Here is a 26,688-nt window from a genome sequence, read left to right as displayed (position 1 = left end):
AGCACGAGGGGCGGGCGGCGAACAGAATTCCTTCTGTTCGCCGCCCGCCCCTCGTGCTGCCCGCGGACGACCGGCCTGCCGGGACGAAGGTTGCTCGTCAGCCGGCTCCGGACATCGGAGGCTGGGGCGGATGGAGGCGGGCGGCGAAGACGATGATGTCGTCGTCGGGGTCCTCTCCGAAGGCATCCACCAAGTGGGCGCACAACGCCTCCGGCTCCCCCGGCCCTTCCGCCACGACGGCGCTCAGAAGTTCGAGGCGTTCGTTGAGTTCGGTGTCGCGGGTCTCGACGAGCCCGTCGGTGATCATGACGAGCCGGCTGCCCGGTTCGACGCGATGGCTGACAGCCGCGGGTTGCGGCAGGCCCAGGCCCAGAAGCGGGCCGTGATCTCTGAGATAGCGCGGCACATTGTCGGGCCCCAGGAGCAGGGGTGGCAGGTGGCCGGCGTTGGCGACGTGCAGGCGCGCGCGGTCGGCGTCGACCAGGACGATGCACACAGTGGCCGTCCATCCGGGCTGGTGCAGACCCAACAGATGGTCCAGGTGCTGCAACAGGGTGTGCGGAGGGAGGTTCTGTGCGGCGTAGGCGCGTAGGGCGTGGCGGATCTCGCCCATGACCATGGCGGCTTGGAGTGAGTGGCCCACGACGTCCCCGACGGCGAGGAGCAGACCCTGCGGTGTGGTGACGGCCTCGTAGAAGTCTCCGCCGATCTCGGTCGTGGCGGCGGCGGGAAGGTAGCGCACCGCGAGTTCCGCCCCGGGACTCTGGGGCAGGCTCGCGGGCAGGAAGGTGCGCTGCAGGGCCAGGGCGAGTTCGTGCTCCTGTCCGAAGCGCTCCACGACATCCTTGTGCTCGACGGTGAGTTCCGCGTAGAGGGCCATCACCCCGGCATTGGTCTCGGTCAGTTCCTCGTTGAGGCGTTCGAGTTCGTCGCGTTGGGCGTGGGCTTCCTGGAGTGCGTTGATCAGGTCGCGGGACTGGGCCTGCAGGTCGTCGATGGCGCTGGCGGGGCCGTCCGACTCCAGGACGGCGAGGACCTGTTCCACTTTCAGGTCCCGGGCGGCGAGCTCGGGGATGTGGCAGACGATCTCTATCCGACCACCACCTGAGTGATCCGGGTGGCTGGGGGCCGGCTCGTAGCGGGTCTGCGGAAGCAGCCGGGTGACGGCGGTCAGCGACTCGCTGCCGGGGGCGCGGTCGTCGCGCCACTGCAGGAGAGTGCGGAGCGCGGCCGGCTCCTGCTGCAGACTGAACACGGCGGTCATCGCGGAAGGGCGCAGCAGGTCGCGTCCCAGCTCACTCACCACGGTGGCCAGGCGCACCTGGTCGCGGTCGTCCAGGCCGACGGCCGAAGCGATGGTCTTGGCGTGGCGGCGCAGGGCGAAGATGTCGTGTTCGGTGCTGAGCGGTGTCACCAGCAGGGCACTGGCGCCGGCCGTGAAGGGGTGGGCGCGCGGGGCGGGTACGTTCACCGTGCCGCCTTGGCGATCACCGCGCTGGCGTCGTCACGGCGGGTTCCGGCCTGACGCATGAGCGCGGCGGCGATCAAGGCGGGAGGGTGGTGGAGCAGGCCCGCCAGATCGCCGCGGGTCCAGCGTTCGCTGAGGCCGTCGGAGTGCATCACCAGGATCCCGTGTGGAGGCAAGTGGTGCTCGTAGGTGCGCAGTTGGTGCATCTGGTGGCCTGTGATGCCCGGGTGGGAGAGCAGCGTACGGCGGCTGGTGCTGGTGACCAGGGCGGCGGTGATGTTCCCTACGCCGCAGAACAGCAGGCGGCCGTCCGCCTCCAGGCGTGCGATGGCCACCGCCGCGCCGCGTGTTCCGCGCAGAGCGCGGTGCACCTCCTCCATGGCCCCTTCCGGGGTGCGGGCGGTTCCTGTCTTGAAGGCGTGCAGCGCCGCCTGGGCAGCCACGGCGGCCATCGGGCCGTGGCCCAGCCCGTCACAGGACATGACCAACACGCCGGTGCCGGGCCCGGCGACGGCCGCGCGCACCGCCGTGGGACGGCCGGAGCGGCCGGGGCGCGCGAAGGAGCCCCCAGACGGGGCTGTCCGCGGGTGGGGTGAGGACGGGCGGGTGCCGGTCAGGGCGGACCAGTCGGCGGCGCCGGATGGCGGCGGGCCGGCCGCCTTTTCGGCGTGCGAGACGGGTGACCGCTCGCCGCTGTCCGTGCGGGCGGCCCAGGCGTCACCGCAGACCTGCTCGCCGCCGATCGGCCGGGTGATACCTCCCACGGAGGGTTCCCCGGCTGCCGAGGGGTGTGCGGGGCGCGGCCAGAAACGGGCGAGTTGCACGGTGCCCAGGCCGGGCTGGGAGTGGATGTGGAAGGAGTCGGCCAGGCGTTGGACCGCACCGAGGCCGATACCGAGGGTCCCGGCTGTCGACATGCCGTCCTGGAGGGCCGCCTGGACGTCGGCGATTCCCGGGCCACCGTCCACGGCCAGCACCTCCACCCCGGCGGTGGCTTCGTTGCGCACCACGCGCAGGAGCAGGGAGCCGTCGACGGCGTGCTTGGCGATGTTGCCCGCCAATTCGGCCACCGCCAGCACGAGCTGGGAACTGCGCTGCTCTCCCAGACCGACACGCCGGCCCAGGGCGGCGGCCGCGCCGCGGGCCGCCTCTGGCTGGTCGCGGAACCAGGCCACGTCCTCGCAGTCCATCAACCGCGCGAAGTCCATGGCCGTCATCGCGCCCACTTGGTGACGGTCACCGTGGTCCCCTGTCCGGCGGCGGTCTCCAGGACGAAGTCGTCGACCAGCCGTTTGGAGCCGGACAGCCCGAGGCCCATGCCGGCACCCGAGGTCCAGCCGTCGGTCAGGGCCAGGTCCACGTCGGGGATGCCGGGCCCCCGGTCGCTGAAGACCAGGCGCACGCCGCGTCGGCCGCGTTCCTCCACCAGGCCGGCGGTCATGATGCCGCCGCCGCCGTGGATGAGGGTGTTGCGGGCCAGCTCACTCGCGGCGGTGATCAGCTTCGTCTGCTCGACCAGGGAGAAGCGGCACTCCTGCGCCAGGGCCCGCACCCGCTGGCGCGCCTGCACCACGCCCGCGTTGGCGGTGATCTCCAGCGTCTCCGAGCCGCTGGAGGCGCCGTTCACAGGCCTGCCGCGGCATCCGGCACGACGCCACCGGCACCGGCACCAGGACCGGCCGCGGCGTCCGGCTCGGACTCCCCGAGGGACTCGGCCCGGGCCAGTGCCAGCAGGCGCAGTCCCTTGTCCAGGGTCAGCGCCGTCCGTACGCCGCCCAGGGACAGGCCGAGCTCGACCAGGGTGATGGCGACGGCCGGGCGCATACCCACCACGACGGTCTGCGCGTCCAGCAGACGCGAGATGGACGCGATGGTCGCCAGCATCCGGCCCACGAAGGAGTCGACGATGTCCACCGCGGTGATGTCGATGACCACCCCGTGGGCACCCGCCTCGACGACCTTGGCCGCCAGGTCGTCCTGAAGCAGCATCACCGACTGGTCGTCCAGGTCCGTCTGGATCGACACCAGCAGTACCTGCCCGATCTGCAGGATGGGAACACGCTCGGTCACCGAGCACCGGCCTGGGGCACCGTGCGCGAGAGCGTGACACCGGAGCGGCGCAGCGCGTGCCGCAGGGCATCGGCCAGGGTGGCCTTGGTGACGATGTCACCGAAGTTGATCCCCAGCGCCACGATCGTCTGCGCGATCTGTGGACGGATGCCGGAGATCGTGCACTCGGCACCCATCAGCCGGGCCGCCACCACCGTCTTCAGCAGGTGCTGGGCCACCTCGGTGTCCACCGCCGGTACCCCGGTGATGTCGATGATGGCCTGCTCGGCACCCGTGTCGATCAGGGCCTGGAGCATCTTCTCCATCACGACCATCGTGCGCGCGGAGTCCAGGGTTCCGACCAGCGGAACACCGATCACCCCGTCCCACAGCTTCACGACCGGCGTGGACAGCTCCAGCAGTTGCTCGGCCTGCGCCGATATCAGCTCCTCGCGCGTACGGGTGTAGACCTCGATAGTGAACAGACCCAAGGTGTCCAGAAGGGTGGAGAACTTCAGGTACGCCTGCAGGTCACTGTCCTCGCCGGACAGGGCCGGCTCCAGGACCTCCTTGAGAGCGAACACGCTCACCGCGGTCTCGGTAGGAGTGAAGCCCTGGTGGGCGCGGTTGCGCGACAGTTCGGTCAGGAGCGCGCGGACCTCGCCGAACGCTTCCCCTCGCCCGTCCAGGCTGCCGTCGGCGAGCGCGGCCACCAGCGCCGTGTAGATCTCCTGCAACTCCCGCTGCACCTCGGCGCGGCTCACCCGACCACCCAGCGAAACGGTGACCTTGTCCGACCATTCGGCGCCGAGATCTTCGCCTCGAACCGTCAACAAGCCGACCAAGCGATCTGAAACGCCTTCACCAGCCACGGAGCACATCCTTCTTCACAGTTGGCCAGTCGGCCTGTTCGAAACCTCAGGCCATCTGAGTGACCTACGGACGGGTCCCGAAACCGTGATCTGCGACACTCAATTCCCTGCGCGCGGACGTGGCGTTGCGGAAAAGCGGCGTCAACATGAACCGCCTCGCGGATGCACCCCGTGCAGCAATGCGCACCACGCCGCCGGTCCGAAGAATCCTTCGAATCGCCTGGTATGCACTCTTCCAGCAGGGGTACGCGCCCTGTTGTCGGCCTCCAGCAGCCGGCGGCACGGGCTGGAACTGACAGAGGGGCCTGACATGAAGGTGACCGAGGCGACTCAGACAGCGACACCGACATCAGTACCAGTATCGGCACTACCGGAGATCGCGGACCCGTCGCGGGTCTCCCCCAAGGACGCCCGGCAGTTGTCCAAGCTGTTCTTCGACCGGCTCGGCGTCCTCGAAGAGGGCACGCCGGAGTACCAGTACGCGCGCAACGCCCTCATCGAGATGAACATGACCCTCGTCCGCTTCGCGGCCACGCGCTTCCGCAGCCGCGGGCATGACGAGATGGAAGACGTCGTCCAGGTCGGCATGGTCGGGCTGATCAAGGCCATCGACCGGTTCGAGCTCACCCGCGAGGTCGAGTTCACCTCCTTCGCGGTTCCTTACATCGTCGGTGAGATGAAGCGCTTCTTCCGCGACACCTCCTGGGCCGTTCACGTCCCCCGCCGACTGCAGGAGGCCCGAATCCATCTCGCCAAGGCCACCGAGGAACTCCGCAGCCGGCTCGACCGCGACCCCACGGTCGCGGAACTCTCCCAACTGATGTGCCTGAGCGAGGAGGAGGTCAACGAAGCGCGCCTCGCCTCCAACGGCTACAAGTCCGCGTCGCTCGACGCCGCCGTCAACTCCAGCCACGACGAGGCCGCGCTCGCCGACTTCATCGGCGCCGAGGACGGTGCCTTGGAACTCGTCGAGGACTTCAGCGCGTTGGCCCCCATGATCGCCGATCTCGACGCCCGGGAACGGCGCATCATCCACATGCGATTCGTCGACGAATGCACCCAGGCGCAGATCGGCGAGCACCTCGGCATCTCCCAGATGCACGTCTCCCGCCTCCTGAACCGCACCCTCGCCAAACTCCGCGAAGGCATGCTCACCACCAACTGAACACGGCGTACGAAGCGAGCCTGGCGGTCACCCGGAAGTGGGGGCACGCCGACGCTCGCCACAACCCGATGCGCCAGCCGTGGCCGCACCCTGATCGTCAGGGCCTGGTGCCAGGAACCCGCGGCCGCGCCCTCTGCCCCCGAGCCGTGGACTCTGCCAGTGGCCTTCAAAGAATCCTCGCCGTACCAGGTCAGCACCTTCGGGCTGAAACGCGTCAAGAGCGCCACCTTGCAGGCGTGCGCTTCCGCAGGGCTCTGCCGCAACAACGTCCCAGAAGCTGCGTACGCGGTGCTGGGCGGGGTACCTGGCGGGGACATGGAAGCGGGCAGGCATGGATCGATCACCTGAAAGCATCAGCGGCGGGCAGCCAGGCGTTCCAGCACTGGCGGAAGTCGCGGTCGCTCTGGACAGCGACGGTTCCCGCATCGCACACGCCCGCGACCTCGCAGTGGCGTTCCTGGACAAGGCCGGACACGCCCACGGCATACCGGTCGTCACCGCCACGGTGGAGATCGTCCAGCTGATCGTCAGCGAACTGGTCACCAACGCTCGCAAATACGCCCCCGGTCCGGCTCTCCTGCACCTGCGGATCGTCGGCACCACGCTGCAGGTCGGACTGTGGGACAGCAGCCCCGTCCTGCCGGTCGCCAAGTCCCCGGACCCCAAACGCATCGGCCAGCACGGACTGGAAATCGTCGCCGCCCTCGCCCAGTCCCTCACCGTGGAACCAACACCGGTCGGCAAACGCGTCACCGCACACGTCGCTCTCTGCCCGGCGGCACAGCTCAGTTGATCCGAGGGAAACGACCTACGTGCTGAAGGGGACGGTGTTGCGTCGGGTTTCCGCGAGGTGGATGTCGATGTACCGCGTGAGGCTGAGCGCGTCCTGCGGCTCGTGGGCCTGGAAAGTGACGCGACGCAGCAGGCTGACCCCGTCGAGTGCGACGCCCTCGCGGGCGAGGACGAAGAGGAGGGTCAGGAAGGCGGACCGGGCGTTGCCGTCGTCGAAGGGATGGAAGAAGCAGACGTCGAGATAGGCGCGTGCGGCCCGGGCGATGAGGGGAAGAGGCCGCTGGACGGTGCGCGTGCTCTCGGCCAGGCACGCGTCGAGGCGGGCTCGGGTGTCCGGGCCGATGCCGTACCGTTCCCGACCGCGCTTGGCGAAGGCCGGCAGATCGCGGAACGCCGGCAGGTGCTGTGTGCCCAGGACATGCCGTTGCCAACGTTGGAGCAGTTCGAAGTCGAGGCAGGAGTCGCGTGCCGCGTCGGCCCGCAACAGTTCCAGGGCCGTCAGCAGGCCTTGTCCGCGGGCGGGATCCAAGACGCTGTCGAAGGCGCGTATGTCTTCCGCCGCGCCATCGCGCGAGGGGACCACCGGTTCGTCCCGGCCGTCTCCCGGAACCTCCTGCCAGGAAACGCTCTCGCGCACCGTGAGCCAGCGTTCGAGGTGGTCCAGCGTCGGCCCTGCCGATGGCACCTCGTCGTCGGGCCGCACCGACAGCGCGAGGCGCTCGGCGACATCCTCGACCAGTGCCGGGTCAGGGCCTGTCCAGCTCGCGAACCGCCCGCCGATCGCCTCGTCGACCAGATCCTGTGCGGGGTCGGGAGCGACGCCCCACCGGCTGAGGAACCAGGTGAGAACTTGACGGCAGTGCCCGTGCCAGCCGCTGCCGCAGCCGGTCCGGTCGGTCACCTGCAGGATCAGGTTACGGACGGCACGCTCCCACAAGATCCGCTGGTCCTCGACCTCGGCCAGGTTCAACGGGTACGCGTCGAACCACCCGGCGAGACTCTCCAGCCACTCGCGCCATTCGCACAGCGCCGCGACGACACGGGCGATTGTCTCCTCGGGTGTGGTGATCGAGTCCCTCGGACAGCACCAGTTCCCGACGGGTCCTCCGTCGAAGTCGCCTTCGTCGTGCGCCCAGCGCCAGCCCACGGTCCAGCGACCGTAGTGCTCGGCGAGGGCGTGTGACATGGCGTCGGCCCAGGGCCGTCCCTCGTCCGAGCTCCAGGCAGTCATCGCCGGGTCACTGACGGGGATGTCAGGACGGCTGGGCACCCTTCCAGCAGGCCCGAGCGACCGCACCACGTGCGGCGCCGATCCACTGTCGAAGAGACTCCTGAGCGGCAGCCCGGCACCGGTGCCCAACATCGCCGCGGTTCATGGAGTCATCGAGACCGCGGACGGCATGATCCTGCTGGACCAACGCGGTCCTCAGGTGAACTACCACCCCCTCAGCTGGAGTTGCTCCTTCGAGGAGGGAATGGAGCCAGGCGATCTCGACGCCGGCTCCCACGCCCTCGAACGGACCGCGGCCAGGGGGATGGCCGAGGAGTTCGGCGTGCAGGCCGACCTCGACAGGATGACGGTGCTGGGACTGCTCGGCGATACCACGGCGATGAGTGTCGCCGCCGTGGTGTACTGCCGGATTCCGGCCCCGGGCGATGGGACGTACGGCTGGCTGAAGTCGGCCCAGGCGCCCGATGCCTGGGAGCACACCCGGCACCTCCTGGTACCGGCGTCTCCAAAAGCAATGGCGCGACTGCTGCTGGGCGTTGCGCCTCCGGGAGACAGCACCAGCCCGGAGCGGTCCGACGCTGGACAAGGACACGATTCCCCTTCCTGGAATCCCACCTCCCGCTGTCGGCTGCTCCTCACCATGTTCTTCCGTTTCGGCAGACGTCGGACGGCTGCCGCCCTGGCACGAGCTGCCTGACACATAAGGATGACGACGATGCCACCGGCCAATCGAGCCCGTACGAGGGCTCCGTAGGCGTCGGTCGCCTTCACCAGGAAGGCGTGCTGGTGGGCGGCGGGCCGGCTTTGGATGGGCGCGACTGCAGGTGTGGACAGCCGTTGAGCGCCCGCCCCGCATCCGAGTCCTTCACGGCGTTGATGTGTCCACGGGGGCCTTTGCCGGCGCATCGGGCTCCGGGAAGGTGAACCTCATCGCGGTACCCGAACCTGCCTGTGCCCGCATGTCATGGTGGCGAAAGATATTCGGCAGAGGTTAGGTGCGGGGCCAGCTCTGGCTGCCTGTCACCTCGAGGGCGATGTGGCGCCACTCGTTCTCGCCGCCGGGCATGGGCCAGGCCCAGGTCGGCTGTTGCGCGGTGTTCAGGTCGTCAAGGATCCGGACGAGCTGTGGGCCAGCACTGGCGGCGCCGTCGGGGACGGCGAGGCCATGGACGGCTCGGAGTTCGGCGAAGCGTGCCAGTTCGCCCTCATAGAAGCCCACGGCTTCCTCGGTACGCGCTGCCAGGTCATCGCGCTGAACCGTGCGGTGCAACTGCAGCAGAGGCGGCTCGAGGGATTCGGCGACAGCCGCGGCGTATCGCGCGTGACCGTCCAGGATCACATGACAGTCCAGGCCGCTGACCCACCACAACAGGACGGGCGGGAGCCTCCCTTCACGGGCTTGCTTGCGGTACGCCTTGACCCGGCTGTCGTCAGCATCGGGCATCGGCCGCAGCGGCAGGACCTCCCACGAATGAGAATGGAGGAACCAGTCGACGTAGCCGTCAGGATGGCCCTCGACGAGCATCGAACTCCAGTACTCGGCATGCGAAGTGTCGGCGTGACGCCAGCGCCGAAGCGGACTCTCGCACGAGAGCAGCCACCGGCCCTCATGCAACGGGCTGCCCGGCGACTCGACGAGGTACTGCGCGAAGCGGTGAGCCCAACGTTCCGGGCTGCCCGCCAAGGCGCGAGCCATGTCGGCACGCAGGGGCGGGACGAAGGAGCGGTACCCGTCGGTGCGCCAGAAGTCCACGCCCCCGTGCTGCTCCTCGGCGACGGCGAGCAGCACAGGCCGCAACAACTGGGAGACCAACAGCTGCGCGCCGGCGGTGAACACACACAACCCCGGCTGGTAGCGGTCCCCTACGTCCAGAGACAGCCCCACCCATGTACCGTCGCCGCTCGTGACATCGCTACGCCGCATGCCGCGAGCGTAGACGGCTGCCGTGCGGAGCCACTGGTGGCACCCGTGCCCGTCCGACATGACTCGCCCCCCTCCACGAGCCGGCGATTCCGAGCGGCACTCGACGAAGCCCCTCGCTCCGTACTCGCCGTCGAGGACGTCGACGACCAACTGAGACGCGGGCATGCTTCGAACTCATCTCGTGAGTCGTCGTTCAGCACCGTGTGCGTATCAGGTGACCGATGCTCAGCGATGGCTGGGCCAGCCGGTCAGTCAATGCCTTCGATGATGCGGAAGTCGCGCTCGACGCCGTCAGGGAGGGCCACCAGCGCCTTCTGGTACGCCTCGCTCTCGTATGCCGCGACGGCCTGTTCAAAGCTGTCGAACTCGATCAGAACGACGCGTTGCCTGATTCCGGCCTCGTGGGAGACGACTCGACCGCCACGGGACAGGAGGCGCCCGCCCCCAGCCTGGACAGCCGGACGGGCCAGCTTGTCGTAGGCGGTCAGCCCCTCAGGGTCGGAAATGGCGGGGTAGACACTGACCCAGTAGCCCTTGGCCATGGACACCTCCTGTGTTGGGCCGGACACGTCCGACTTCGAATTGACACGCGGATCGATCGATCCCGGCGACGGGTACCGCGGCCGATTGGATCGCCATATGCGCAGGCTAGGGCTTGATGTGCGGTCGGGGGAAAGACCGGTTCGGAATAGACTCACAACGGATCGTTATCAATCGACGGGGAGGGCACGTGGCGCCGGATACGGTGAGCCTGCGGTACTTCCTGGTGCTGGCGCAGGAGTTGAACTTCACCCGCGCGGCCGCACGGATCGGTATCGCACAGCCCGCACTCAGCGCCCGGATGCGTCAATTGGAGGCGGAACTCGGTACGGCCCTGCTGGTCCGCGACACGCGTAGCGTCGCATTGACCACGGCCGGTGCGGCTTTGGCGGAGTCCGCGCCGCCCGCGCTGGCGGGGCTGGACCGGGCCTGGGACACCGCCCGGAGCGCGGCGGCCGGTGAACTGGGCACGCTGCGCATCGGATACAGCCTCAGCACCGGGGCCGAGACGGCACCGGCCTTGGTGGACAGGCTGATTCGCGACAACGGCGGACTCGAGGTCGGCGCGGTCCCGATGGCGACACCGGAGATCTCCCCCGCGGTCGCCGACGGCCGCATCGATGCCGGGATCACCCGCGGTGAACAGCCGGGCCGTGACGTGCGCCGGTTCCTGCTGCGGCGCCAGCGCGTCGGGGTCCAGCTGGCGCAGCACCATCCGCTGGCCGAACACCCGGAGATCGAGATCGCCGACGCGGCCGCGTATCCGCTGCGACTCCCGGACCGTGCGGCCAACCCCGTGATCCACGATCAGCTGTCCGCACTGTTCCGAGACATCCGACCCCACCCCCGATTCCACACGCCCGCAGTCTCTTTCGACATGTCTCAGCGCGACCTGCGCGACGGGGTCACCCTCGCCCCGGCCGGAGAAGCCGCGGCCACGGCACAACCTGCCGGTCTCACCTGGCGACCGCTGCGAGGCGCGCCCGGCCTGACGATCCACCTGGTCCTCCCCCGCGAGCAGTCGCCGCTGCACCGCCGCGTCCGTGCCGTCGCCAAAACCCTGGCGCACGAGCTGCATTGGCTGCCGGACTGACACGCAAGAGATCGAGCGAGACGGACGCCTGCGGTGGCGAGGCCGAAGACCTTGCGCCCGGCGGACTTGGCGGTGATGACGACGGCGGTCTTGCTGCATGTCCGACACGACCTCGCTGCGCCGGCGGTTCAGCCTTCGGTGCCCGGCGAAGATGGTTCGTCATCGGCGGCCGGGGTGACTCGGGCGGTCCATGACCAAGGCTCCCGGGGCGGGTCCCAGCTCACCTCCACGTCGGTGTCATGGAAGTCGCGCGCGAGTTCCGTCACCATCACCGCCGCCGCGGCCCGCGCGTCTTGCGGGTCGGTGTTGATCGGCACGTCCAGCCGCCCGCAGAGCATTCCGTTCTTGGTGAGGACGCTGGTGCGCCAGCCCTCCGGTGTCGCCAACAGAACGATCCCCTTCGGAACGCCCCGGGCGGGCCGCTTCTTCTCCTTCTCGCGTCTCACCATGCCCCTATCCAACATCGTCGGATCCATGGTGATGAGCATGGGCGGAGGAACTGTCCGTAGTCGGGGACGGAGTCGCTTCCGTCGTAGGCGCCGGGACAAGCCCGGTGGCGATGCGGGTCTTTCGCCACGGCAGGAGCAGGGCGCTTGCCATGCAGAGCAGGCCGGCGATGAGCAGAGCGCTGCGCACCCCTGTCGCGGCGGCGATCAGGCCGCCAGCGATCATGAAGATGGCCTGGCATGTCTTGGAGCCGACGGACCACGAGGTGCCGACGCGGGACATGAACGCGTCCGGGGTGGCAGCCATGCGGTACGTGGTGAACGACGGCCCGAAGACACCGGCCGAGAAGAGCAGGCCGAAGTCGGCGGCCACGATGACGAACACGCCGAGGGCACCGGAGGGTGCCAGGGGCAGAAGGATCGTCCAGAGCGTGCGTCCGAGACCGGACAGCAGCAGAATGCGACGCCCGCCGAATCGTCGGGTGAGCAGCGGGGTCAGGCGCGAGCCCAGCACTCCGCCCAGGCACGGCAGTCCCAGGGCGAGTCCGTACTGCCACGGTGCCAGGCCGAGATCATCCAGCATGAGGACGGCCATCAGCGGCGACGTCATCATGATGGATCCGCCGAAAAGCAGCGCGTTGAGGAACAGCGGCCGCAGTCCCGGGTGCCGCAGGACGTACCGCCACCCTGCAGTGATGTCCCGGCCCAGGTGAGGGGTGGCGGAGTGTTCCGGCGGCGCGGGTTCGGGCTCCCGGATGCGACGGATTCCCAGGGCCGACCCGAGGAAGGACAGCGCGTCGACCACTACTGTCGCGGCCGCGCCCAACACCCCGATCAGCAGACCGCCGACGGGCGGGCCGGCGCTGACGGTGATCCAGTTGGTCGTCTCGAACAGGCTGTTGGCCCGAAGGCGATGCTCGGACGCGACAAGTGCCTTCAGGTGCGCCCCACTCGCCGCGTCGAACGCGACGGACGCCGCTGTCTGGAGAACGCCGACCACACAGAGTTGAGTGAAGGTGAGTCCGTCGAAAGCCATGGCGACGGGGATGCTTGCCAGAACCGCGCAGCGGACCAGGTCGGCGGTGATCATGACCGGCCGCTTGTACTGGTGCTCGATACGCACACCGAGCGGCAGAGCGATCACCCCACTGGCCACCGCGGACAACGCGGCGAGTCCAGAGACCTGAAAGGCCGAGGAATCCAGAACCAGGAGGGCGATCAGCGGCAACGCGCCCATGCCGACGGCGCTACCCGCCGCGCTGACCGCGTAGGCGACCCACAGCCTCCGGAAGTCCTGCCCGAGCGCACCTTGCCGTACCAACCGACCCTCCGAACCGTGAAAGCGGCCAGCGTAGCCACTCGGCCCACGGGCCACCCCATGATCAAGCCGTCATCAGGCGCACCTCAGACCTCGACCTTCGAACCGCGTGCCCACAGCGATGCCGGCCCTGTGCGTTCACCGCCCGGCCTGAGGGATCGAGCGGACGGCGATCGGGCCCCGCAGGGCTCGATTTGGGGACGAAACCTTGTGCGAAGGCTGTCGGACCAGATGTGTAGTCTCTCCTCCTCGACTCAGGGGAGGGATCATGCGAGGTAGAACGGCCAGAGCGGCCTGGATCCTGGCGACCGGCGCGTCGGCGTTGACGCTGTTGGCCGCGACGGGGGCGCACGCGGAGGGCCGGGGTGACATCCGCGTCACCGCCGCGGTCGTGAACGGCGGCAACAACGTCATCATCGGCACCACGAAGCGTGTCACCTATCCGATCGCCATCACCATCCGGGACAACTCCGGAGTGAAGGGCCTGTCGGACGTCTATGTGATCAACAAGGCAAATGGCTGGGGATTCAGCGACCGGGTGGACACCCGGTGCGAGAAGAAGAGTTCCACGACGTCGGTATGTACGGCCACCATGGTGATCGACCCGGGATGGCTCCCGGACAGCCTGCCCGAGGATGTGAACCACACCGCGGGCGTCTGGGAGGTCGGCGCGACCGTCAAGGCCAACGACGGTGACTATTGGATCGCCGACCACATCGCCGAGTTCAAGATGAAGCGCGCTTCCCAGCTCACCACGGACGCGGCACCTGAACCCGTGGCGAAGGGAGCCGAGCTCACCATCACCGGCAAGTTGTCCCGGGCCAACTGGGAGGACCTGAAGTACCACGGTTTCACGGGGCAGGACGTGAAGCTCCAGTACCGGAAGGCCGGCGCCGCTCACTACAGCACGGTCAAGACAGTGAAGACCGGCGAGGCCGGCCACCTCAGCACCAAGGTCACCGCCACCTCGGCAGGCTCTTGGCGCTGGTACTTCCCGGGCACGACAACGACCGCTCGGATCGTGTCCACCGGGGACGCCGTAAAGCTGAAGTAGCCATGGGCCGAAGCGCAGCACCCAGGCCATCCCGTTGGTGGCCGCCCTGCGGATCCCCTCCTCGAGCTCGGGGCGGGGATCCGCGCTTCCCGCGACGGCTATTCGCGGGCGAGCATGGCCTGGGCTTCGGTTTCCAGGTCGATGTAGGGGGCGCCGCTGACGTCGACGGCGACGCGGTGCAGGGTGGCGCCGCTGAAGGACCAGGGGGCATGGCCGGGGTAGTGGTCGGTGACGGCTTCGCCGCTGTCCCGGCCTACGGTGAGTCCTTCGCCGGCGAGGGTGAAGCGGCCGGGCTGGGTCTTGACGCGGCCTTCGCCGACCTTGTGGTCGCCGTGGTAGAGACTGAGGATTCCGGTGGCGACCCCGGGTGCTTCCTCGCCGTCCTTGTCGAAGGTCGCGGCGAGGATGACGTTGTGTCCGGCCGGGATGTCTTCGGTGGCGGTGACGAGTTGGTGGTCGGTGCCGAGGTAGTTGTAGACGTAGTGCAGGCGGTTGTCGCGGACGAACAGGGTGTGTCCGCCGAAGCGGCCGCCGTGTGCGAAGAGCACGCCGGAGGCGCCGGGGCCGGGGATGTCCACGAGCGCGCCGATGGTGTAGGAGCGGTCGCGGATGTTGACGGCGACGGATTCGGGGACCTCGGAGGCGCCGGGCCGGTACACATAGCGTTCGCGGGGCGGGGTGAGCTGAGGACGGGGGGGTGGAGAGGATCTCCAGGGCGGAGCGGTCGTCCAGTGGTAGGGCCTGGTTGACGCCGGCTTCGTAGAACCACAGGCCGATGAGGTCGGTGAGACGCCCGGCTTCCCGCTGTGCGAGGTCGTTGAGTTCGGAGCGGTCCTCGTCGGTGTGGTACAGCTCCCAGGTGTCCTGGCCGTAGTTGCCCCAGCCGCTGATCGCGGGGTGGGTGGTGACGGCCTTCCAGCCCTGGTGCCAGATGCCGCGCGTGCCGAGCATCGAGTAGAACTGTGTGGTCCTCGCGGAGGGTTCGGCCGGGGCGTCGAAGGAGTAGCGCATGCTGACGCCCTGCAGCGGAACCTGTACGTGGCCGCGGACCGCCTCGGGCAGGTCCAGGCCGATGCAGTCCAGGACCGTCGGGGTGATGTCGACGGCGTGGTGATACTGGGTGCGGACTTCTCCCCGGGAGGCGATCCCCGCGGGCCACGAGATGATGCACGGGTCGCAGGTGCCGCCGTTGAACGAGTAGCGCTTCCACATCTTGAACGGGGTGTTGAAGGCCATGGCCCAGCCGTTGGGGTAGTGGCCGTAGGTCTCGGTGCCGCCGATCTTGTCGATCATGGCCATGTTCTCGTCGATGTCGTCGGCGACGTTGTTGAAGAACTTGTTCTCGTTGACCGAGCCGTTCGGGCCGCCCTCGCCGGAAGCGCCGTTGTCGGACACTACGACGAAGATCGTGTTGTCGAGCTGCCCGATGTCCTCCAAGTAGGCCACCAGTCGGCCGATCTGGTCGTCGCAGTGGGAGAGGAATCCGGCGTACGCCTCCGCCATCCGCGCGAACAGGCGGCGCTCGTCCTCGCTCAGCTCCGCCCAGGGTCGGGTGAAGTCCAGGGGCGGGAAGGGTTCTCCGCCCGGGCCGGTCCTCGTGTCCGGGGTGCCGATCGGGTTGAGCGGCGGCAGTTGGGTGTTCTCGGGTACGAGACCGAGTTGCTTCTGGCGGGCCAGGATCTCCTCGCGCATCGCCTCGTACCCGGCGTCGAAGCGGCCTCGGTAGCGGTCGATCCATTCCTTCGGGGCCTGATGCGGCGCGTGCGCGCAGCCCGGGGCGTAGTAGAGGAAGACCGGTCGCTCGGGAGCGATGGCCTTGACATCGTCGAAGTACTGGATGGCCTTGTCGGTGATGTCGACGCCGAAGTGGTAGCCCTCCTCGGGGGTGGCGGACTGCTCGACCGGGTGGTTGTCGTGGACAAGGTCCGGGTACCACTGGCTGGTCTCGGCGCCGAGGAAGCCGTAGAAGCGTTCGAAGCCACGGCCGAGCGGCCAACTGCGCGGGTCGAGGCGAGGTTCATCTCATCCTCGGGGCACAGGTGCCACTTGCCGGTGATGGCCGTGCTGTAGCCGCGCTCGACCAGGACTTCGGCCAGGGTCGCGCACTCGGGTGGGATGTGGCTGTTGGCGTTCGGGAAGCCGATCGCGGCCTCGCTGATGCACGCCATGCCGTTGGTGGTGTGGTTACGGCCGGTCAGGAGCGCCGAGCGGGTCGGAGAGCAAAGGGCGGTGGTGTGCCACTGCGAGTAACGCAGCCCGGTGTCCGCCAGCCGGTCGATGTTCGGTGTCTCGATCGGACCGCCGTAGCAGCTCATGGCACCGAACCCGACGTCGTCCAGGACGACGTACACCACGTTCGGTGCTCCGTCGGGTGCCTTGGGCTGCTCGTAGGCGGACCAGTCCGGCACGGAATCACGGACATCGAGGTTCACCACGCCACGGAATGTCGAAGCCACGGGTCCCGCCTTCCAGGACGGCGCCCCGCCGGGCGGCGCGGGCTGCCTGCGGTCATGGTCGACCGGCGCGCGCGGAGACTCGGAGCGGCACGCGGGGAGCCTGGGCCGACCAGGTGAAACGCCGCGACCACGTGTGGCTCAACGTGGGCCGCTGCCGCGACACGTCGGTCGGGTGCCGGTCAGCGGATCACGCAGCGAAAGCCGAGGTGACAGGTGGCGGTGTCCTCGCTCTGCCCCTGCCGGGCGGCGGGCCGGTAGCAGGCAGTAGTTCGGCGCGCACAGATGCGAGCTGCCTTTGATCACTCGCCGAGGGAAGGGCTCCTCGGACGGTGGCGTGTCGGTGTCGTTCGTGGGCGGGCTGTCGACGCGGGGGTTGCGCGGGGCGCAGCAGGTGCTCGGAGCGGGGTCGGGGTGGCGGGTGGTGTAGTGGTCGGCTGTCCATTCCCAGACGTTGCCTGCCATGTCGTACAGGTTGTAGCCGTTGGGCGGGTAGGCGCCGACGGGTGTGGTTCCGGGGGCCGGATTGGTCTTGCCGCCAGGTTCGTACTCCCAGGGGAACCGGCCATGCCAGGTGTTGGCCATTCTGCGGCCCTTCGGTGCGAAGTCGTCGCCCCAGGGGAAGACGGCGGACTCGAGGCCGCCTCGGGCGGCGAACTCCCACTCCGCCTCCGTCGGGAGATCCTTGCCCGCCCAGTCGGCGTACGCGCGGGCGTCCTCGTGGGCCACCTGGGTCACCGGGTGCCGCTCTCGCCCCTGGAGGTTGCTGTCCGGGCCGGATGGATGCCGCCAGGACGCGCCCGGTCGCTAACTCCACCATGGCGCCAGTCGTTGAGGTCGACGGGGCCGCGGGGCATCTGGAAGACGAGTGCTCCCGGCACCAAGTCGGCCGCGTCGGCGCCCGGATAGTCGCCAGGCTCCAAGGGCCGCTCCGCCACGGTGACGTAGCCGGTCGCCTTCACGAAGCGACGAAACGCCGCCACCGTGACAGGGTGCTCGTCCATCCAGAAGCCGTCCACGGACACCGGGTGCACAGGCCGTTCCTCTGGATAGAAATCGTCCGAGCCCATGAGGAAGAGGCCGCCCTCGATCCAGGCCGTCCCCCGGACCGGCGCCGTCGTCGAGCGCTGCGCAATCGTCGTCACAGCACCGACGCTGCACCACCCTTCACGGACTCTACGGGTGGCACGCCCGACGAACAGACGTGCCCAGGCGGGGAGAGTTGCGCATCGTCATTGATCGAGGCGTTCGACAGCGAACCCAGTCGTTCAGGCTTGCTTGTCGTCAGCGAACCTGGTCGCTCTTCGGCCCGATGCCCTTGATCCTGGACGGTGTTCCGTCCGGAGCGAACGAGTGGTGGAAGGTGAAGGCGTGCGGCGCGGAGCCGTGGTCGTGGACGTGCTCCAGCCTGGACACCCCGTCCTGCCAGGTGGGTATCACGCCGTCGGAGACCCACCAGCACACGTAGTTCGCGTGTCCTGTCCTCTCGAACCAGTCGTAACGCCTGTTCAGCGCCTCACGGTGCAGACCGGTGTAGATGGCGTCGAAGGCGGGGTGCAGGTCGGTCCAGAGGGAGAGGGTCGCGGCCAGAGCGGTGGTTTCCACCGTACGGCCCTTGCCGTACCAGGTCGGTACGGCGAACTCTCCCCACGCACCCCAGTCCGCCTCGAAGAGCATGCCCCGGTCACCGCCTGCCGGTTCAGCACGAGCGAGGTATCCGGGGTGCTGACTGATCTTCCCGTAGACGGCCTCACCAACGTCGTAGAACTCGCGTGTGAGAGGTGCGGGATCGGCGAGAGGTGACTTCAGGACGCCGAATGTGTACAGAGCAAGATGGGGCATGCGTCTCTCCCTGGTCGGGGGTGCCCGGTGTGGACCCGCGGGTGGCTCACTGACGTAACTCCTGTGCGACCGTGGGCGATCGCCGAGGACCAGGCGAAGGTAGCCGCCTCTGCGGGCGCTGTCGAAGTTGCGTTTTCCCTGTCCAAGTGGCCTCTCGCGCCGGTCGTCGCGGGGGCCGGGGCCGATCGTGCAGGGCACCCCTGGCAACGACGCAAGCCACGTCCGCCAGAACTCACACGACCAGGACTTTCACAACAGGGCCTCGGTCGTGCCTGACAAGCGGTGACGGACGAACGGTAAGGAACAACGACACCTCCTCGTCGTGCGCCACCTCGCCGTGCAGCGCGGGCTTTCGTCAAGGAACGAGGACGATCCGGTCGCCGACGTTGGTACACCAGGCCTGCTCGACGTCCTTGAGGGGCACCGCCTTCGAACGGACGTCGAACTCACCCTTGGTGATGGCGTAGACGAGCTTGGGCAGCTCCTTCAGCCAGTCCCGGCCGGGGACCGAGCCGATGCCGCTCCCCACGATCCGCAGACGTGCTGCCCGCAGTGCGGCCGAGGGGATCGGGGAGGTGGGCCCGGCCACGGACCCGATCTGGATCCAGGTGATCGGGTCGGAACGCTCCTTTCGGGCAGTGATCATGTCGACGACGGCGGTCGCGGCCGGCTCGCCCCACAGGTAGTCGATGACCACGTCGACGTTCGCGGCCTCGGCGAGCCGGTCGAGCGGGAGCACCTCGTCCGCGCCGAGCGGGCGAAGGGCCTGAAGGGCGGCAGTGTCGCGGCCGACGCCGATGACATGGGCGGCGCCGAACTTCTTGGCCACCTGAACCGCCATGCGCCCGGCGTTGCCGGTCGCGCCGAGGATGAGCACGCTCTGCCCGCGCTTGAAGTCGACGCGGCGGCGCAGCGCCACCCAGGAGGACATGGCGGGATTCATCGCCGCGGCGACGATCACCGGGTCGACATCCTTGGGCAGCACGATGCTGCGGTCAGGCTCTATGACCGTGCGCTCGGCCAGAGTCCCCAGGGAAGTGTCGTCGAGGATCGCGTAACGAAGGCGGCCGTCAGGTCCCCGGACAACGCCGTCGATCCCGGGGACCAGGGGGAGTTCGCCGGTGCTGGTGTAGTGCGAGCCGTCCGCTTGGGAGCGCACTCGGGGGTGGAGTCCGGCGGCCAGGACGTCGACGACGACCTCGTCCTTCCCGCGAGCTATGGGGTCGGAGACCTGCTCATAGCGTGGCGGGGCGCCGAAGGAGTGGACTACTGCGGCATACATGCGGTGACTCCCCACTGATTTAGTTGGTGGCACGTACTACTCGCAATGTAGTTTGTGCCGCCAACTAATGCAAGCTAAGGTGCCCCCATGGCCCCCGATCCCGAACCGCCCGTCCCGGCCGCAGGCGAAGCCTCGCTCGACACGGTGGACGCCCTCGTGCAGTTGTCCTTCGCGGTGCACCGGATCCTGGGTGAAGTGGGCGCCGAGCGCGGACTTTCGGTCATTCAGGTCCGGCTGCTGGGGGTACTGCGGGGTCGCACCGCCGGCATGCTCGAACTGGCCACGGTCCTCGGCCTCGACAAGTCCTCGATGACGGGCCTGGTCACTCGCGCGGAGAAGCGCGGCCTGCTGAAGCGCTCGCCGTCTCCGCATGACGGCCGCGCGGTCCTGGTCTCCCTGACCGACGACGGCAAAGACCTCACCGACTGGGGTACCGCCGAGATCGGCAGGCGCATTTCGGCACTCACCGAGGGACTCACACCCTCCGAGCGGGCACGGTTCACCGAGCTGGCGTCGGCCGTCGTGCTGGCGCAACGGCGACCTCGGCCGTCCTCGTCCACGGCAATTTCCTCGCCCTGAGCATGCAGCAGGGCCCTGCCCCCCACGGCGACTTGGGCATGCGGGTGGGTTGCGGACGATGACCACTCAGGCCCGACGGTTCAGGTCAACAGGCGGCCCGTGTGGGAGACGCGGGGGGCCTCGGACAGGAGCGCGTGGATCTGGGGTCCGACGTGGTCGACGTGCCGTACGGGCGTCTTGAACGCGAGTCGGACGTCACGGTGGGTACGCCCGTACTCGAGGCGCAGCGTCAGGCCGTAGCGGTCGACTCCGACCGGGAGCGCGCGCAGCACGCCGCCGTCCGGGACAGGGCGGACCAGGCGCAGGAGCAGGGGCACGAGTTCCGCGTGCTCGTCGACGAGGTGGGTCAGCATGCCGGCCTCACTGGTCGCCAGCGGGTCGAGCTCCGTCGCCTCCAGCTCGTGGAGCGTCACGTACGAACACCCCGAGGCATCCTCGAGCATTCCCTGCCCGAACTCCATGCACGTGCTCTCCGCGGAGTCGGGGTCGTGCGGCCGGGCCAGCAGGCCGGTCAGGGTGACACGGGCTCGCAGACGGTCGCGTACGGGAGTGGGGGCGATGTCGGTGAGTTCGAGCCGGACAGGGATCCGGCCGCTCGTCCGGACACCGACACCGACACCGGCACCGGCGCCCTCGAACGGGGCGTGCAGGTGGAAATGACCCATGGCACCGGTCCCGTCGAGCCGCCGGACCTCCTCGTACCGCCCGTCGCACACCACCGTCATGGAATGGGCGGCGGCCAGGATCGAGCGGACGCGCTCGACGGCCGTCGGCGCAGTGTTACGGATTGGGGTACGACGCATCCGGACCTCCGGAACGAATAGGCTAGTTAGGTTTGCCTAACCTAACCCGTCGAAGGGTCGGCTGTCTCGCCGGGAATCGCCATCACCCTCACGACTGCACGTCGATTCCGCATGGGCACCGGGTGCGCCGGCCTCGGACATGGCCCGCCCGGCTTCGGGGCGCCATCAAGCCCGTCATACCGTCAGTTCGATTGATCGGTCACTGGGTACGGAACGAACGTGCTGGCGTTCTGGTCGATCCGCAGGGGCCGGCCGAGGGCGGTGCCGCGCGCTGGGGACAGTCGAGGCGTTCGCAGACGCGGCAGCCCATGCCGATGGGGGTGGCGGCGGAGGCGTTGGCGAGGTCGACCCCGTCGGAATAGCCGAGCCGATGGGCGTGGCGGATCTCGCAGCCGAGCCTGACGGCGAAGGTCCTCCCGGGCTCGCCCCACCCCCACGGCGGCGGGTGATGGCCCGAGCGATCCACAAGGACTCGACACGAGGTCGGTCCGCCACCTCTAGCTGTTCGTGGCACCAGCTCACCGCACGGGCCCCGGTCTGCGTTTGGAGCTGAAGCGGCTCGGGCATCGCGAGGGGTCACCATGCGGCGGGCTCGCACCACAGATACCAACGAGTGATCAAGCGAGCAGTGTTGACGATGATGGCGGTCGCGAGAGCGTCGGGCATCACCTCTGAATACAGGGATCAAGTCCCCGGACGACTCAAGGAGTCAGCCCGACACCCACGTGACCGTCATCGCGACCAACCTCTGCTGCCGGAACAGCCGGCGCGTACGTCTCGCAGGGATGTCGCTACCACCGGATTAGGGCTGTCACTACCGCCGGATCAGGACGGCTCCGACGCCGTGATCACACCAGCCGCTGCGTGATCATTTCAATGCTTCGGGTTCACCCTGCTCGAACGCGATGCGGCAGCGTTCCACCTGGTCGGCCACCTCCTCCATGAACCATTGCATGATCTCGTAGGGGATGGTGTGCCCGTCGGGGCTGTAGATGCGGACGGTCGGCTCCAGGTCAGGGTCCTCGTCGGGGACGAGCGCCGCGAGGAAGGGTGGCCCAGGCAGATGGGTCGTCTCAGCCCACGCGGCCGGCGCAGGCACGGCCTCGCTCAGCTCCACAGCCCAGGAGTCGTCGGGCAAGGCGTAGTGGAACTGGATGGCGAAGTGACGACCTGCGTGTTCTCTCAGCTCTGCCGGCATGCTGGAAGACTGCCACAGCACACGGTCACAGGCCCGGGAATACCGGCTAAGGCCCAGCGCCGGGAAGAAGCCCCGGGTTGCGGGACAGTTTCGAGCTACTCCGCGACGCCCGCAATGAACGTGCGGATTTCAGCGGTGAGGTTGCGCATGACCTCCCCCGCTGCGTGCACCGTGTTGGTCTCGAACTGCCGTTCCTCGGAGGGTGCTCGGTCACGGATGCCCCAGGTCGGTTGGATGTGGCCACCAGGGTGGTGTTCCGCTGAGAGGGTCAGGGCGTAGCAGGGAGTGCCAGGTGCGCACTCCTTCCCAGCCTCGGAAGTCTTCGGCAAGGGGACGCGTTTCCCACCGTCGCCGCGTCCCACGGACGCCGCTCCCGTGTCCCACCTCACCGTCCGAATGCCGGATGTGATCGGCCGCGCGGGTGGATTGCCCTAGGCTGGGCCGTGCAGCTGGTTCGCCCCGTCCGCCAGGCGGGATGCGTCGTAAGAGGGAACCCGGTGGGAATCCGGGACTGCCCCGCAGCGGTGAGCGGGAACGACCGCCGTCATACGCACTGGACCCGACGAACAGGGTCTGGGAAGCGACGGCCAGTAGGTGTCTCGTATCGCTCGTACGAAGTGTGTACGAGGAGACGTGCCCGTGAGTCCGAAGACCTGCCCGTTGCCCGCGCGCGAAAGGAATCGTGCGCGGACATCCCGGTGACCTCGTGGGCGGGTCGGCGTACATGTCGGACGGAAGATCGCGCTGCTCCGCGCGAGATCGGTTCCGCCCGGTTCGTCACCCCTTCGCGCTCGCGTCCCGTTGCCGGGATCCCAAGGAGATATCTCGCGAAGGAGATTTCCGTGACAGCGAAGTCCGCGACCGCGGCAGCACGGGCCACCGTGTACGGCTACCCCCGCCAGGGACCTGACCGGGAACTGAAGAAGGCGATCGAGGGCTACTGGAAGGGCCGCGTCACCGGCGACGCCCTCCACCGCACCGCCGCCGACCTTCGCGCCGCCAACTGGCGCCGGCTCACCGACGTGGGTATCGACGAGGTCCCGACCGGTGACTTCTCGTACTACGACCACGTCCTGGACACCACCGTCATGGTCGGCGCGATCCCCGCCCGCCACCGGGCCGCCCTGGAGGCGGACGACCTGGCGGGCTACTTCGCCATGGCCCGCGGCACGCAGGATGTCGCACCGCTGGAGATGACCAAGTGGTTCGACACCAACTACCACTACCTGGTGCCCGAGTTGGGGCCGGACACCGTCTTCACGGCCGACTCCACCAAGCAGGTCGCCGAGCTGAACGAGGCTCTCGCCCTCGGGCTCGGCGCCCGCCCGGTACTGGTCGGCCCGGTCACCTACCTGCTGCTCGCCAAGCCCGCCCCGGGCGTGCCCGCCGACTTCGAGCCGCTCACCCTGCTGAACCGGTTGCTGCCGGTGTACGCCGAGGTCCTCGCCGACCTGCGCGCGGCCGGAGCCGAGTGGATTCAGCTCGACGAGCCCGCCCTCGTCCAGGACCGCACCTCGGCCGAACTGGACGCCGCCGCGCACGCCTACCACGCTCTCGGTTCCCTGACCGACCGGCCGAAGCTCTTGGTCGCCTCCTACTTCGACCGGCTCGGCGACGCCCTGCCGGTACTGGCCAAGGCCCCCGTCGACGGACTCGCCCTCGACTTCACCGACGCCGGGGCCGCCAACCTCGAAGCCCTCGCGACCGCGGGCGGCCTGCCCGGCAAGCGGCTGGTCGCCGGCGTCGTCAACGGCCGCAACATCTGGATCAACGATCTGGCCAAGTCCCTCGCCACCCTCGGCACCCTGCTGGGTCTCGCCGACCGGGTCGACGTGTCGGCGTCCTGCTCCCTGCTCCACGTCCCGCTCGACACGACCGCCGAACGGGACATCGACCCGCAGCTCCTGCGCTGGCTCGCCTTCGCCCGGCAGAAGACCGTCGAGATCGTCGCCCTCGCCAAGGGACTCGGCCTCGGCACCGACGCGATCGCGGGTGAACTCGCCGCGAACCGAGCTGATTTGGCCTCGCGGGTGAACTCGCCGATCACGCACGACCCCGTCGTACGGGCCCGCACCGCAGCCGTCGCGGACGCCGACGGCCGCCGCCCCCAGCCCTACGCCGGGCGCGCGGCGGCCCAACGCGCCCATCTCGGCCTGCCTCTGCTGCCGACCACCACGATCGGCTCCTTCCCGCAGACCGGCGAACTGCGCACCGCCCGCGCCGACCTGCGCAAGGGACGTATCGACGCGGCCGGTTACGAGGAGCGCATCAAGGCGGAGATCCAGGAGGTCATCTCCTTCCAGGAGAAGGCCGGCCTGGACGTTCTCGTGCACGGCGAACCCGAACGCAACGACATGGTCCAGTACTTCGCCGAGCAGATGACGGGATACCTGGCCACACAGCATGGTTGGGTGCAGTCCTACGGCACGCGCTACGTCCGTCCACCGATCCTGGCCGGGGACATCTCCCGGCCCGAACCGATGACCGTGCGCTGGACGACGTACGCCCAGTCGCTCACCTCCCGGCCGGTGAAGGGCATGCTCACCGGCCCGGTCACCATGCTCGCCTGGTCCTTCGTCCGCGACGACCAGCCCCTCGGCGACACCGCCCGCCAAGTCGCCCTCGCTCTGCGGGACGAGGTCAACGACCTCGAGACGGCCGGGACTTCGGTCATCCAGGTCGACGAGCCGGCCCTCCGCGAGACCCTGCCGCTGCGAGGCGCCGACCGCCCGGCGTACCTGGCCTGGGCCACTGAGGCCTTCCGGCTCACCACGGGTGGCGTGCGGCCCGAGACGCAGATCCACACCCACATGTGCTACGCCGAGTTCGGCGACATCGTCCAGGCCATCGACGACCTCGACGCCGACGTCATCAGCCTCGAGGCCGCCCGCTCGCACATGCAGGTCGCCCGCGAACTCGCCGCGCACGGTTACCCGCGCGAGGCCGGGCCCGGGGTGTACGACATCCACTCCCCGCGGGTCCCGAGCACGGCGGAGGCCGCCGAACTGCTGCGCACCGGACTGAAGGCCATTCCCGCCGAGCGGCTGTGGGTCAACCCCGACTGCGGCCTGAAGACTCGCGGCTGGCCGGAGACCCGCGCCTCACTGGAGAACCTGGTCGCCGCCGCCCGCGAGGTCCGCGAGGAACTCTCCGGCCACTGACCGCAGGCCCTACAGCCGGTAGGCCCCTGGGGCCGGGGTACGGCGCACCCGCCGTCCCCCGGCCCCGGAGTGGCCCAGTTCTGCATACCTCTTGTTCTTGCAAGTAATATGCAACAAGCTTGCGGGGTCCTTACCGGCCGTCTGTGACGTGGAGCCGTGCCATGCCCCGCTTAGTCCCCAACGCCGGACCGCAGCGCGTCCTCGCGGTCTCGAACTTCGTCTATACCGTTGGCAGCGGCCTGTATCTGACCGCCGGGGTGCTGTACTTCACGGAGGCCGTTCATCTTCCGGCGGGTCAAGTGGGACTCGGACTCGGCACCGCCGGACTTGTCGCCCTCGCCCTGGGTGTCACGGTCGGTCATCTGGCCGACCGGTACGGAGCACGCGGCGTCTACGCCACCACCCTGGTGGTCCAGGCACTGGCCACGGCCGGCTTCGTGCTGGTGGACGGCTACTGGTCGTTCCTTCTCGCGGTCACCACGGCCGCCGGAGCCAAGGCGGCCGGGAAGGCCGCCCACAGTCCACTCATCAGGCACTTCGGAGGCGAGCGACCGCAGGAGTTCCGCGCCTATCTCCGCGCGGTGACCAATGTCGGCGTCTCCCTCGGTGCTGTGGGAGCGGGGCTGGTCGTCCAGGCCGGCACGCTCACCGCCTATCAGCTCATGGTCTTCGGCAACGCGATCGCCTTCGTGGTCTCCGCGGCGTTCCTCGTCGCGCTGCCGCCGGTCACGCCCCTGTCCAGCACCGGCGGCCCTCGCTGGATCGCCCTCAGAGACCACCCTTACCTGCTGCTCACCGCACTCGACGGGGTCATGGCCATCCAGTTCAAGGTGCTCACCGTGGCCATCCCTCTCTGGCTGGTCGGCGCCACCACGGCCCCGCACTGGCTCATCTCGGGCACCATGCTGACCGGCACCCTCATGGTCGTGGTGCTCCAGGTGCGGGCCAGCCGCACCGTGGACTCCCCCACAGCCGGCGGACACGCCTACCGCCGTGCGGGCGTTGCCTTTCTCGTCTCCTGTTCACTGATCTCCCTGTCCGCCGGCATACCCGGCTGGGCCGCCGCGACGGTGCTCCTCACCGCGGTGGTGATCCACACCGTCGGCGAACTGTGGCACTCCGCCGCCGCCTTCGAGGTGTCCTTCGCCCTCGCCCCGCCACACGCCACCGGCCAGTACCTGGGAGTGTTCGGTCTGGGCACCGGACTGGCCGAGGGCCTGGGGCCGGCGTTGCTCATTTCGCTGTGCATCACCTGGGGCCGCCCCGGCTGGTACGTCGTAGGAGCCCTGTTCGCCCTGACGGGTCTGGCAGCACCACCCGCCGTTCGCTGGGCAGTACGCCATCAGCATGCTGGGCAGACGCGCACCGACTCCACGCAAAAGGAGGCACAGGCGGCTTACGGCTCCTAGGGTCTGCCT

The 26,688-nt window shown here is 68.9% G+C and carries 25 protein-coding genes, 4 pseudogenes and 1 riboswitch; of the genes and pseudogenes, 8 read left to right on the top strand and 21 right to left on the bottom strand.

Annotation, left to right across the window (positions count from 1 at the left end):
• Positions 1 to 97 precede the first annotated feature (97 nt).
• From ACIQ7M_RS18970 to ACIQ7M_RS18950, 5 genes are read right to left on the bottom strand one after another with little or no spacing between them, the layout of a single operon-like run.
• Positions 98 to 1,471 (bottom strand): PP2C family protein-serine/threonine phosphatase, encoded by a 1,374-nt coding sequence (locus ACIQ7M_RS18970; RefSeq protein ID WP_403645458.1) that lies wholly within the window; start codon positions 1,469 to 1,471, stop codon positions 98 to 100.
• Positions 1,468 to 2,685 carry an ATP-binding SpoIIE family protein phosphatase gene (locus ACIQ7M_RS18965; RefSeq protein WP_403645921.1) on the bottom strand — a complete coding sequence of 406 codons (1,218 nt, stop codon included), beginning with the start codon at positions 2,683 to 2,685 and terminating at the stop codon, positions 1,468 to 1,470. The genes ACIQ7M_RS18970 and ACIQ7M_RS18965 overlap by 4 nt, the downstream gene beginning before the upstream one ends.
• A complete protein-coding gene (locus tag ACIQ7M_RS18960; RefSeq protein ID WP_389842220.1) occupies positions 2,682 to 3,095 on the bottom strand; it encodes an anti-sigma regulatory factor in 414 nt (137 codons plus the stop codon). The genes ACIQ7M_RS18965 and ACIQ7M_RS18960 overlap by 4 nt, the downstream gene beginning before the upstream one ends.
• Positions 3,092 to 3,538: an STAS domain-containing protein gene (locus tag ACIQ7M_RS18955; RefSeq protein WP_403645455.1), complete on the bottom strand. Its 447-nt coding sequence runs from the start codon at positions 3,536 to 3,538 to the stop codon at positions 3,092 to 3,094. The genes ACIQ7M_RS18960 and ACIQ7M_RS18955 overlap by 4 nt, the downstream gene beginning before the upstream one ends.
• Positions 3,535 to 4,398 (bottom strand): STAS domain-containing protein, encoded by an 864-nt coding sequence (locus ACIQ7M_RS18950; RefSeq protein ID WP_403645452.1) that lies wholly within the window; start codon positions 4,396 to 4,398, stop codon positions 3,535 to 3,537. Before ACIQ7M_RS18950 ends, ACIQ7M_RS18955 begins: the two co-directional genes overlap by 4 nt.
• Before the next feature lie 301 nt (positions 4,399 to 4,699).
• Here ACIQ7M_RS18950 and ACIQ7M_RS18945 point away from each other — a divergent pair, with 301 nt between their 5' ends.
• On the top strand, positions 4,700 to 5,554 hold the full coding sequence (locus ACIQ7M_RS18945; protein ID WP_403645449.1) for an RNA polymerase sigma factor SigF: 855 nt from the start codon (positions 4,700 to 4,702) through the stop codon (positions 5,552 to 5,554).
• 331 nt (positions 5,555 to 5,885) lie between these two features.
• Positions 5,886 to 6,347: an ATP-binding protein gene (locus ACIQ7M_RS18940; protein ID WP_403645446.1), complete on the top strand. Its 462-nt coding sequence runs from the start codon at positions 5,886 to 5,888 to the stop codon at positions 6,345 to 6,347.
• A 15-nt stretch (positions 6,348 to 6,362) separates the two neighbouring features.
• On the opposite strand, the gene ACIQ7M_RS18935 is transcribed toward ACIQ7M_RS18940, so the two are convergent.
• The gene (locus ACIQ7M_RS18935) at positions 6,363 to 7,577 is read right to left on the bottom strand and encodes a Fic family protein (RefSeq protein ID WP_403645443.1); all 1,215 of its coding nucleotides are present in this window, start codon (positions 7,575 to 7,577) and stop codon (positions 6,363 to 6,365) included.
• 19 nt (positions 7,578 to 7,596) lie between these two features.
• Here ACIQ7M_RS18935 and ACIQ7M_RS18930 point away from each other — a divergent pair, with 19 nt between their 5' ends.
• Positions 7,597 to 8,274, top strand: coding sequence for a hypothetical protein (locus tag ACIQ7M_RS18930; RefSeq protein ID WP_403645440.1), 678 nt, complete (start codon positions 7,597 to 7,599; stop codon positions 8,272 to 8,274).
• Positions 8,275 to 8,568: 294 nt separating this feature from the next.
• Here the strand turns inward: ACIQ7M_RS18930 and ACIQ7M_RS18925 are convergent, their stop codons facing one another.
• Both ACIQ7M_RS18925 and ACIQ7M_RS18920 read right to left on the bottom strand, forming a co-directional pair.
• Positions 8,569 to 9,501 carry a hypothetical protein gene (locus ACIQ7M_RS18925; RefSeq protein WP_403645437.1) on the bottom strand — a complete coding sequence of 311 codons (933 nt, stop codon included), beginning with the start codon at positions 9,499 to 9,501 and terminating at the stop codon, positions 8,569 to 8,571.
• 248 nt (positions 9,502 to 9,749) lie between these two features.
• Positions 9,750 to 10,043, bottom strand: coding sequence for a DUF1330 domain-containing protein (locus ACIQ7M_RS18920; protein ID WP_403645434.1), 294 nt, complete (start codon positions 10,041 to 10,043; stop codon positions 9,750 to 9,752).
• Positions 10,044 to 10,231: 188 nt separating this feature from the next.
• Here ACIQ7M_RS18920 and ACIQ7M_RS18915 point away from each other — a divergent pair, with 188 nt between their 5' ends.
• Entirely contained in the window at positions 10,232 to 11,134 is a 903-nt protein-coding gene (locus tag ACIQ7M_RS18915) for a LysR family transcriptional regulator (protein WP_403645431.1), read from the top strand.
• Positions 11,135 to 11,262: 128 nt separating this feature from the next.
• On the opposite strand, the gene ACIQ7M_RS18910 is transcribed toward ACIQ7M_RS18915, so the two are convergent.
• Both ACIQ7M_RS18910 and ACIQ7M_RS18905 read right to left on the bottom strand, forming a co-directional pair.
• Complete coding sequence (locus ACIQ7M_RS18910) at positions 11,263 to 11,583, bottom strand: hypothetical protein (RefSeq protein WP_403645428.1); 321 nt, start codon at positions 11,581 to 11,583, stop codon at positions 11,263 to 11,265.
• A 4-nt stretch (positions 11,584 to 11,587) separates the two neighbouring features.
• Positions 11,588 to 12,901, bottom strand: a complete 1,314-nt coding sequence (locus ACIQ7M_RS18905; RefSeq protein ID WP_403645425.1) for an MFS transporter — start codon at positions 12,899 to 12,901, stop codon at positions 11,588 to 11,590.
• A 265-nt stretch (positions 12,902 to 13,166) separates the two neighbouring features.
• On the opposite strand from ACIQ7M_RS18905, the gene ACIQ7M_RS18900 reads away from it, so the two are divergent.
• Positions 13,167 to 13,952, top strand: coding sequence for a hypothetical protein (locus tag ACIQ7M_RS18900; RefSeq protein WP_403645422.1), 786 nt, complete (start codon positions 13,167 to 13,169; stop codon positions 13,950 to 13,952).
• Positions 13,953 to 14,050: 98 nt separating this feature from the next.
• Here the strand turns inward: ACIQ7M_RS18900 and ACIQ7M_RS18895 are convergent, their stop codons facing one another.
• The 7 genes and pseudogenes from ACIQ7M_RS18895 to ACIQ7M_RS18865 form a co-directional block, all read right to left on the bottom strand.
• Positions 14,051 to 14,611: a hypothetical protein gene (locus ACIQ7M_RS18895; RefSeq protein ID WP_403645418.1), complete on the bottom strand. Its 561-nt coding sequence runs from the start codon at positions 14,609 to 14,611 to the stop codon at positions 14,051 to 14,053.
• 469 nt (positions 14,612 to 15,080) lie between these two features.
• Positions 15,081 to 15,878 (bottom strand): annotated as a pseudogene (locus tag ACIQ7M_RS18890) (sulfatase-like hydrolase/transferase); the annotation flags it as partial.
• A gap of 161 nt (positions 15,879 to 16,039) precedes the next feature.
• Positions 16,040 to 16,267 (bottom strand): annotated as a pseudogene (locus tag ACIQ7M_RS18885) (sulfatase-like hydrolase/transferase); the annotation flags it as partial.
• 279 nt (positions 16,268 to 16,546) lie between these two features.
• Positions 16,547 to 17,146 (bottom strand): annotated as a pseudogene (locus ACIQ7M_RS18880) (formylglycine-generating enzyme family protein); the annotation flags it as partial.
• Positions 17,140 to 17,550: an SUMF1/EgtB/PvdO family nonheme iron enzyme gene (locus tag ACIQ7M_RS18875; RefSeq protein ID WP_403645415.1), complete on the bottom strand. Its 411-nt coding sequence runs from the start codon at positions 17,548 to 17,550 to the stop codon at positions 17,140 to 17,142. The gene ACIQ7M_RS18875 and the pseudogene ACIQ7M_RS18880, both read right to left, overlap by 7 nt.
• A 139-nt stretch (positions 17,551 to 17,689) precedes the next feature.
• Positions 17,690 to 18,247 (bottom strand): DUF3291 domain-containing protein, encoded by a 558-nt coding sequence (locus ACIQ7M_RS18870; protein ID WP_386984896.1) that lies wholly within the window; start codon positions 18,245 to 18,247, stop codon positions 17,690 to 17,692.
• Positions 18,248 to 18,602: 355 nt separating this feature from the next.
• Positions 18,603 to 19,529 (bottom strand): zinc-binding alcohol dehydrogenase family protein, encoded by a 927-nt coding sequence (locus ACIQ7M_RS18865; RefSeq protein ID WP_403645411.1) that lies wholly within the window; start codon positions 19,527 to 19,529, stop codon positions 18,603 to 18,605.
• 87 nt (positions 19,530 to 19,616) lie between these two features.
• Between ACIQ7M_RS18865 and ACIQ7M_RS18860 the strand changes: the two genes are divergently transcribed.
• The gene (locus ACIQ7M_RS18860; protein ID WP_403645408.1) at positions 19,617 to 20,108 is read left to right on the top strand and encodes a MarR family winged helix-turn-helix transcriptional regulator; all 492 of its coding nucleotides are present in this window, start codon (positions 19,617 to 19,619) and stop codon (positions 20,106 to 20,108) included.
• Positions 20,109 to 20,188: 80 nt separating this feature from the next.
• On the opposite strand, the gene ACIQ7M_RS18855 is transcribed toward ACIQ7M_RS18860, so the two are convergent.
• The 4 genes and pseudogenes from ACIQ7M_RS18855 to ACIQ7M_RS18840 form a co-directional block, all read right to left on the bottom strand.
• Positions 20,189 to 20,911 (bottom strand): DUF2470 domain-containing protein, encoded by a 723-nt coding sequence (locus tag ACIQ7M_RS18855; RefSeq protein WP_403645405.1) that lies wholly within the window; start codon positions 20,909 to 20,911, stop codon positions 20,189 to 20,191.
• 182 nt (positions 20,912 to 21,093) lie between these two features.
• Positions 21,094 to 21,379: pseudogene (locus ACIQ7M_RS18850) on the bottom strand (short-chain fatty acyl-CoA regulator family protein); the annotation flags it as partial.
• 400 nt (positions 21,380 to 21,779) lie between these two features.
• The gene (locus ACIQ7M_RS18845; protein WP_403645402.1) at positions 21,780 to 22,109 is read right to left on the bottom strand and encodes a hypothetical protein; all 330 of its coding nucleotides are present in this window, start codon (positions 22,107 to 22,109) and stop codon (positions 21,780 to 21,782) included.
• Between the two features lie 95 nt (positions 22,110 to 22,204).
• Positions 22,205 to 22,471: a DUF6228 family protein gene (locus tag ACIQ7M_RS18840; protein WP_403645399.1), complete on the bottom strand. Its 267-nt coding sequence runs from the start codon at positions 22,469 to 22,471 to the stop codon at positions 22,205 to 22,207.
• 71 nt (positions 22,472 to 22,542) lie between these two features.
• Positions 22,543 to 22,785, top strand: a riboswitch (cobalamin riboswitch).
• A gap of 166 nt (positions 22,786 to 22,951) precedes the next feature.
• Between ACIQ7M_RS18840 and metE the strand changes: the two genes are divergently transcribed.
• Together metE and ACIQ7M_RS18830 are read left to right on the top strand one after the other, a co-directional pair.
• On the top strand, positions 22,952 to 25,270 hold the full coding sequence (metE, locus tag ACIQ7M_RS18835) for a 5-methyltetrahydropteroyltriglutamate--homocysteine S-methyltransferase (protein WP_403645396.1): 2,319 nt from the start codon (positions 22,952 to 22,954) through the stop codon (positions 25,268 to 25,270).
• Positions 25,271 to 25,431: 161 nt separating this feature from the next.
• Positions 25,432 to 26,679: an MFS transporter gene (locus tag ACIQ7M_RS18830; protein WP_403645393.1), complete on the top strand. Its 1,248-nt coding sequence runs from the start codon at positions 25,432 to 25,434 to the stop codon at positions 26,677 to 26,679.
• Positions 26,680 to 26,688: the final 9 nt, after the last annotated feature.

This window comes from Streptomyces sp. NPDC096324 (assembly GCF_044763015.1).
Taxonomy (GTDB): domain Bacteria; phylum Actinomycetota; class Actinomycetes; order Streptomycetales; family Streptomycetaceae; genus Streptomyces.
The sequence above is the reverse complement of the archived record's forward strand: the minus strand, read 5'-3'. Positions and strand labels throughout refer to the sequence as shown.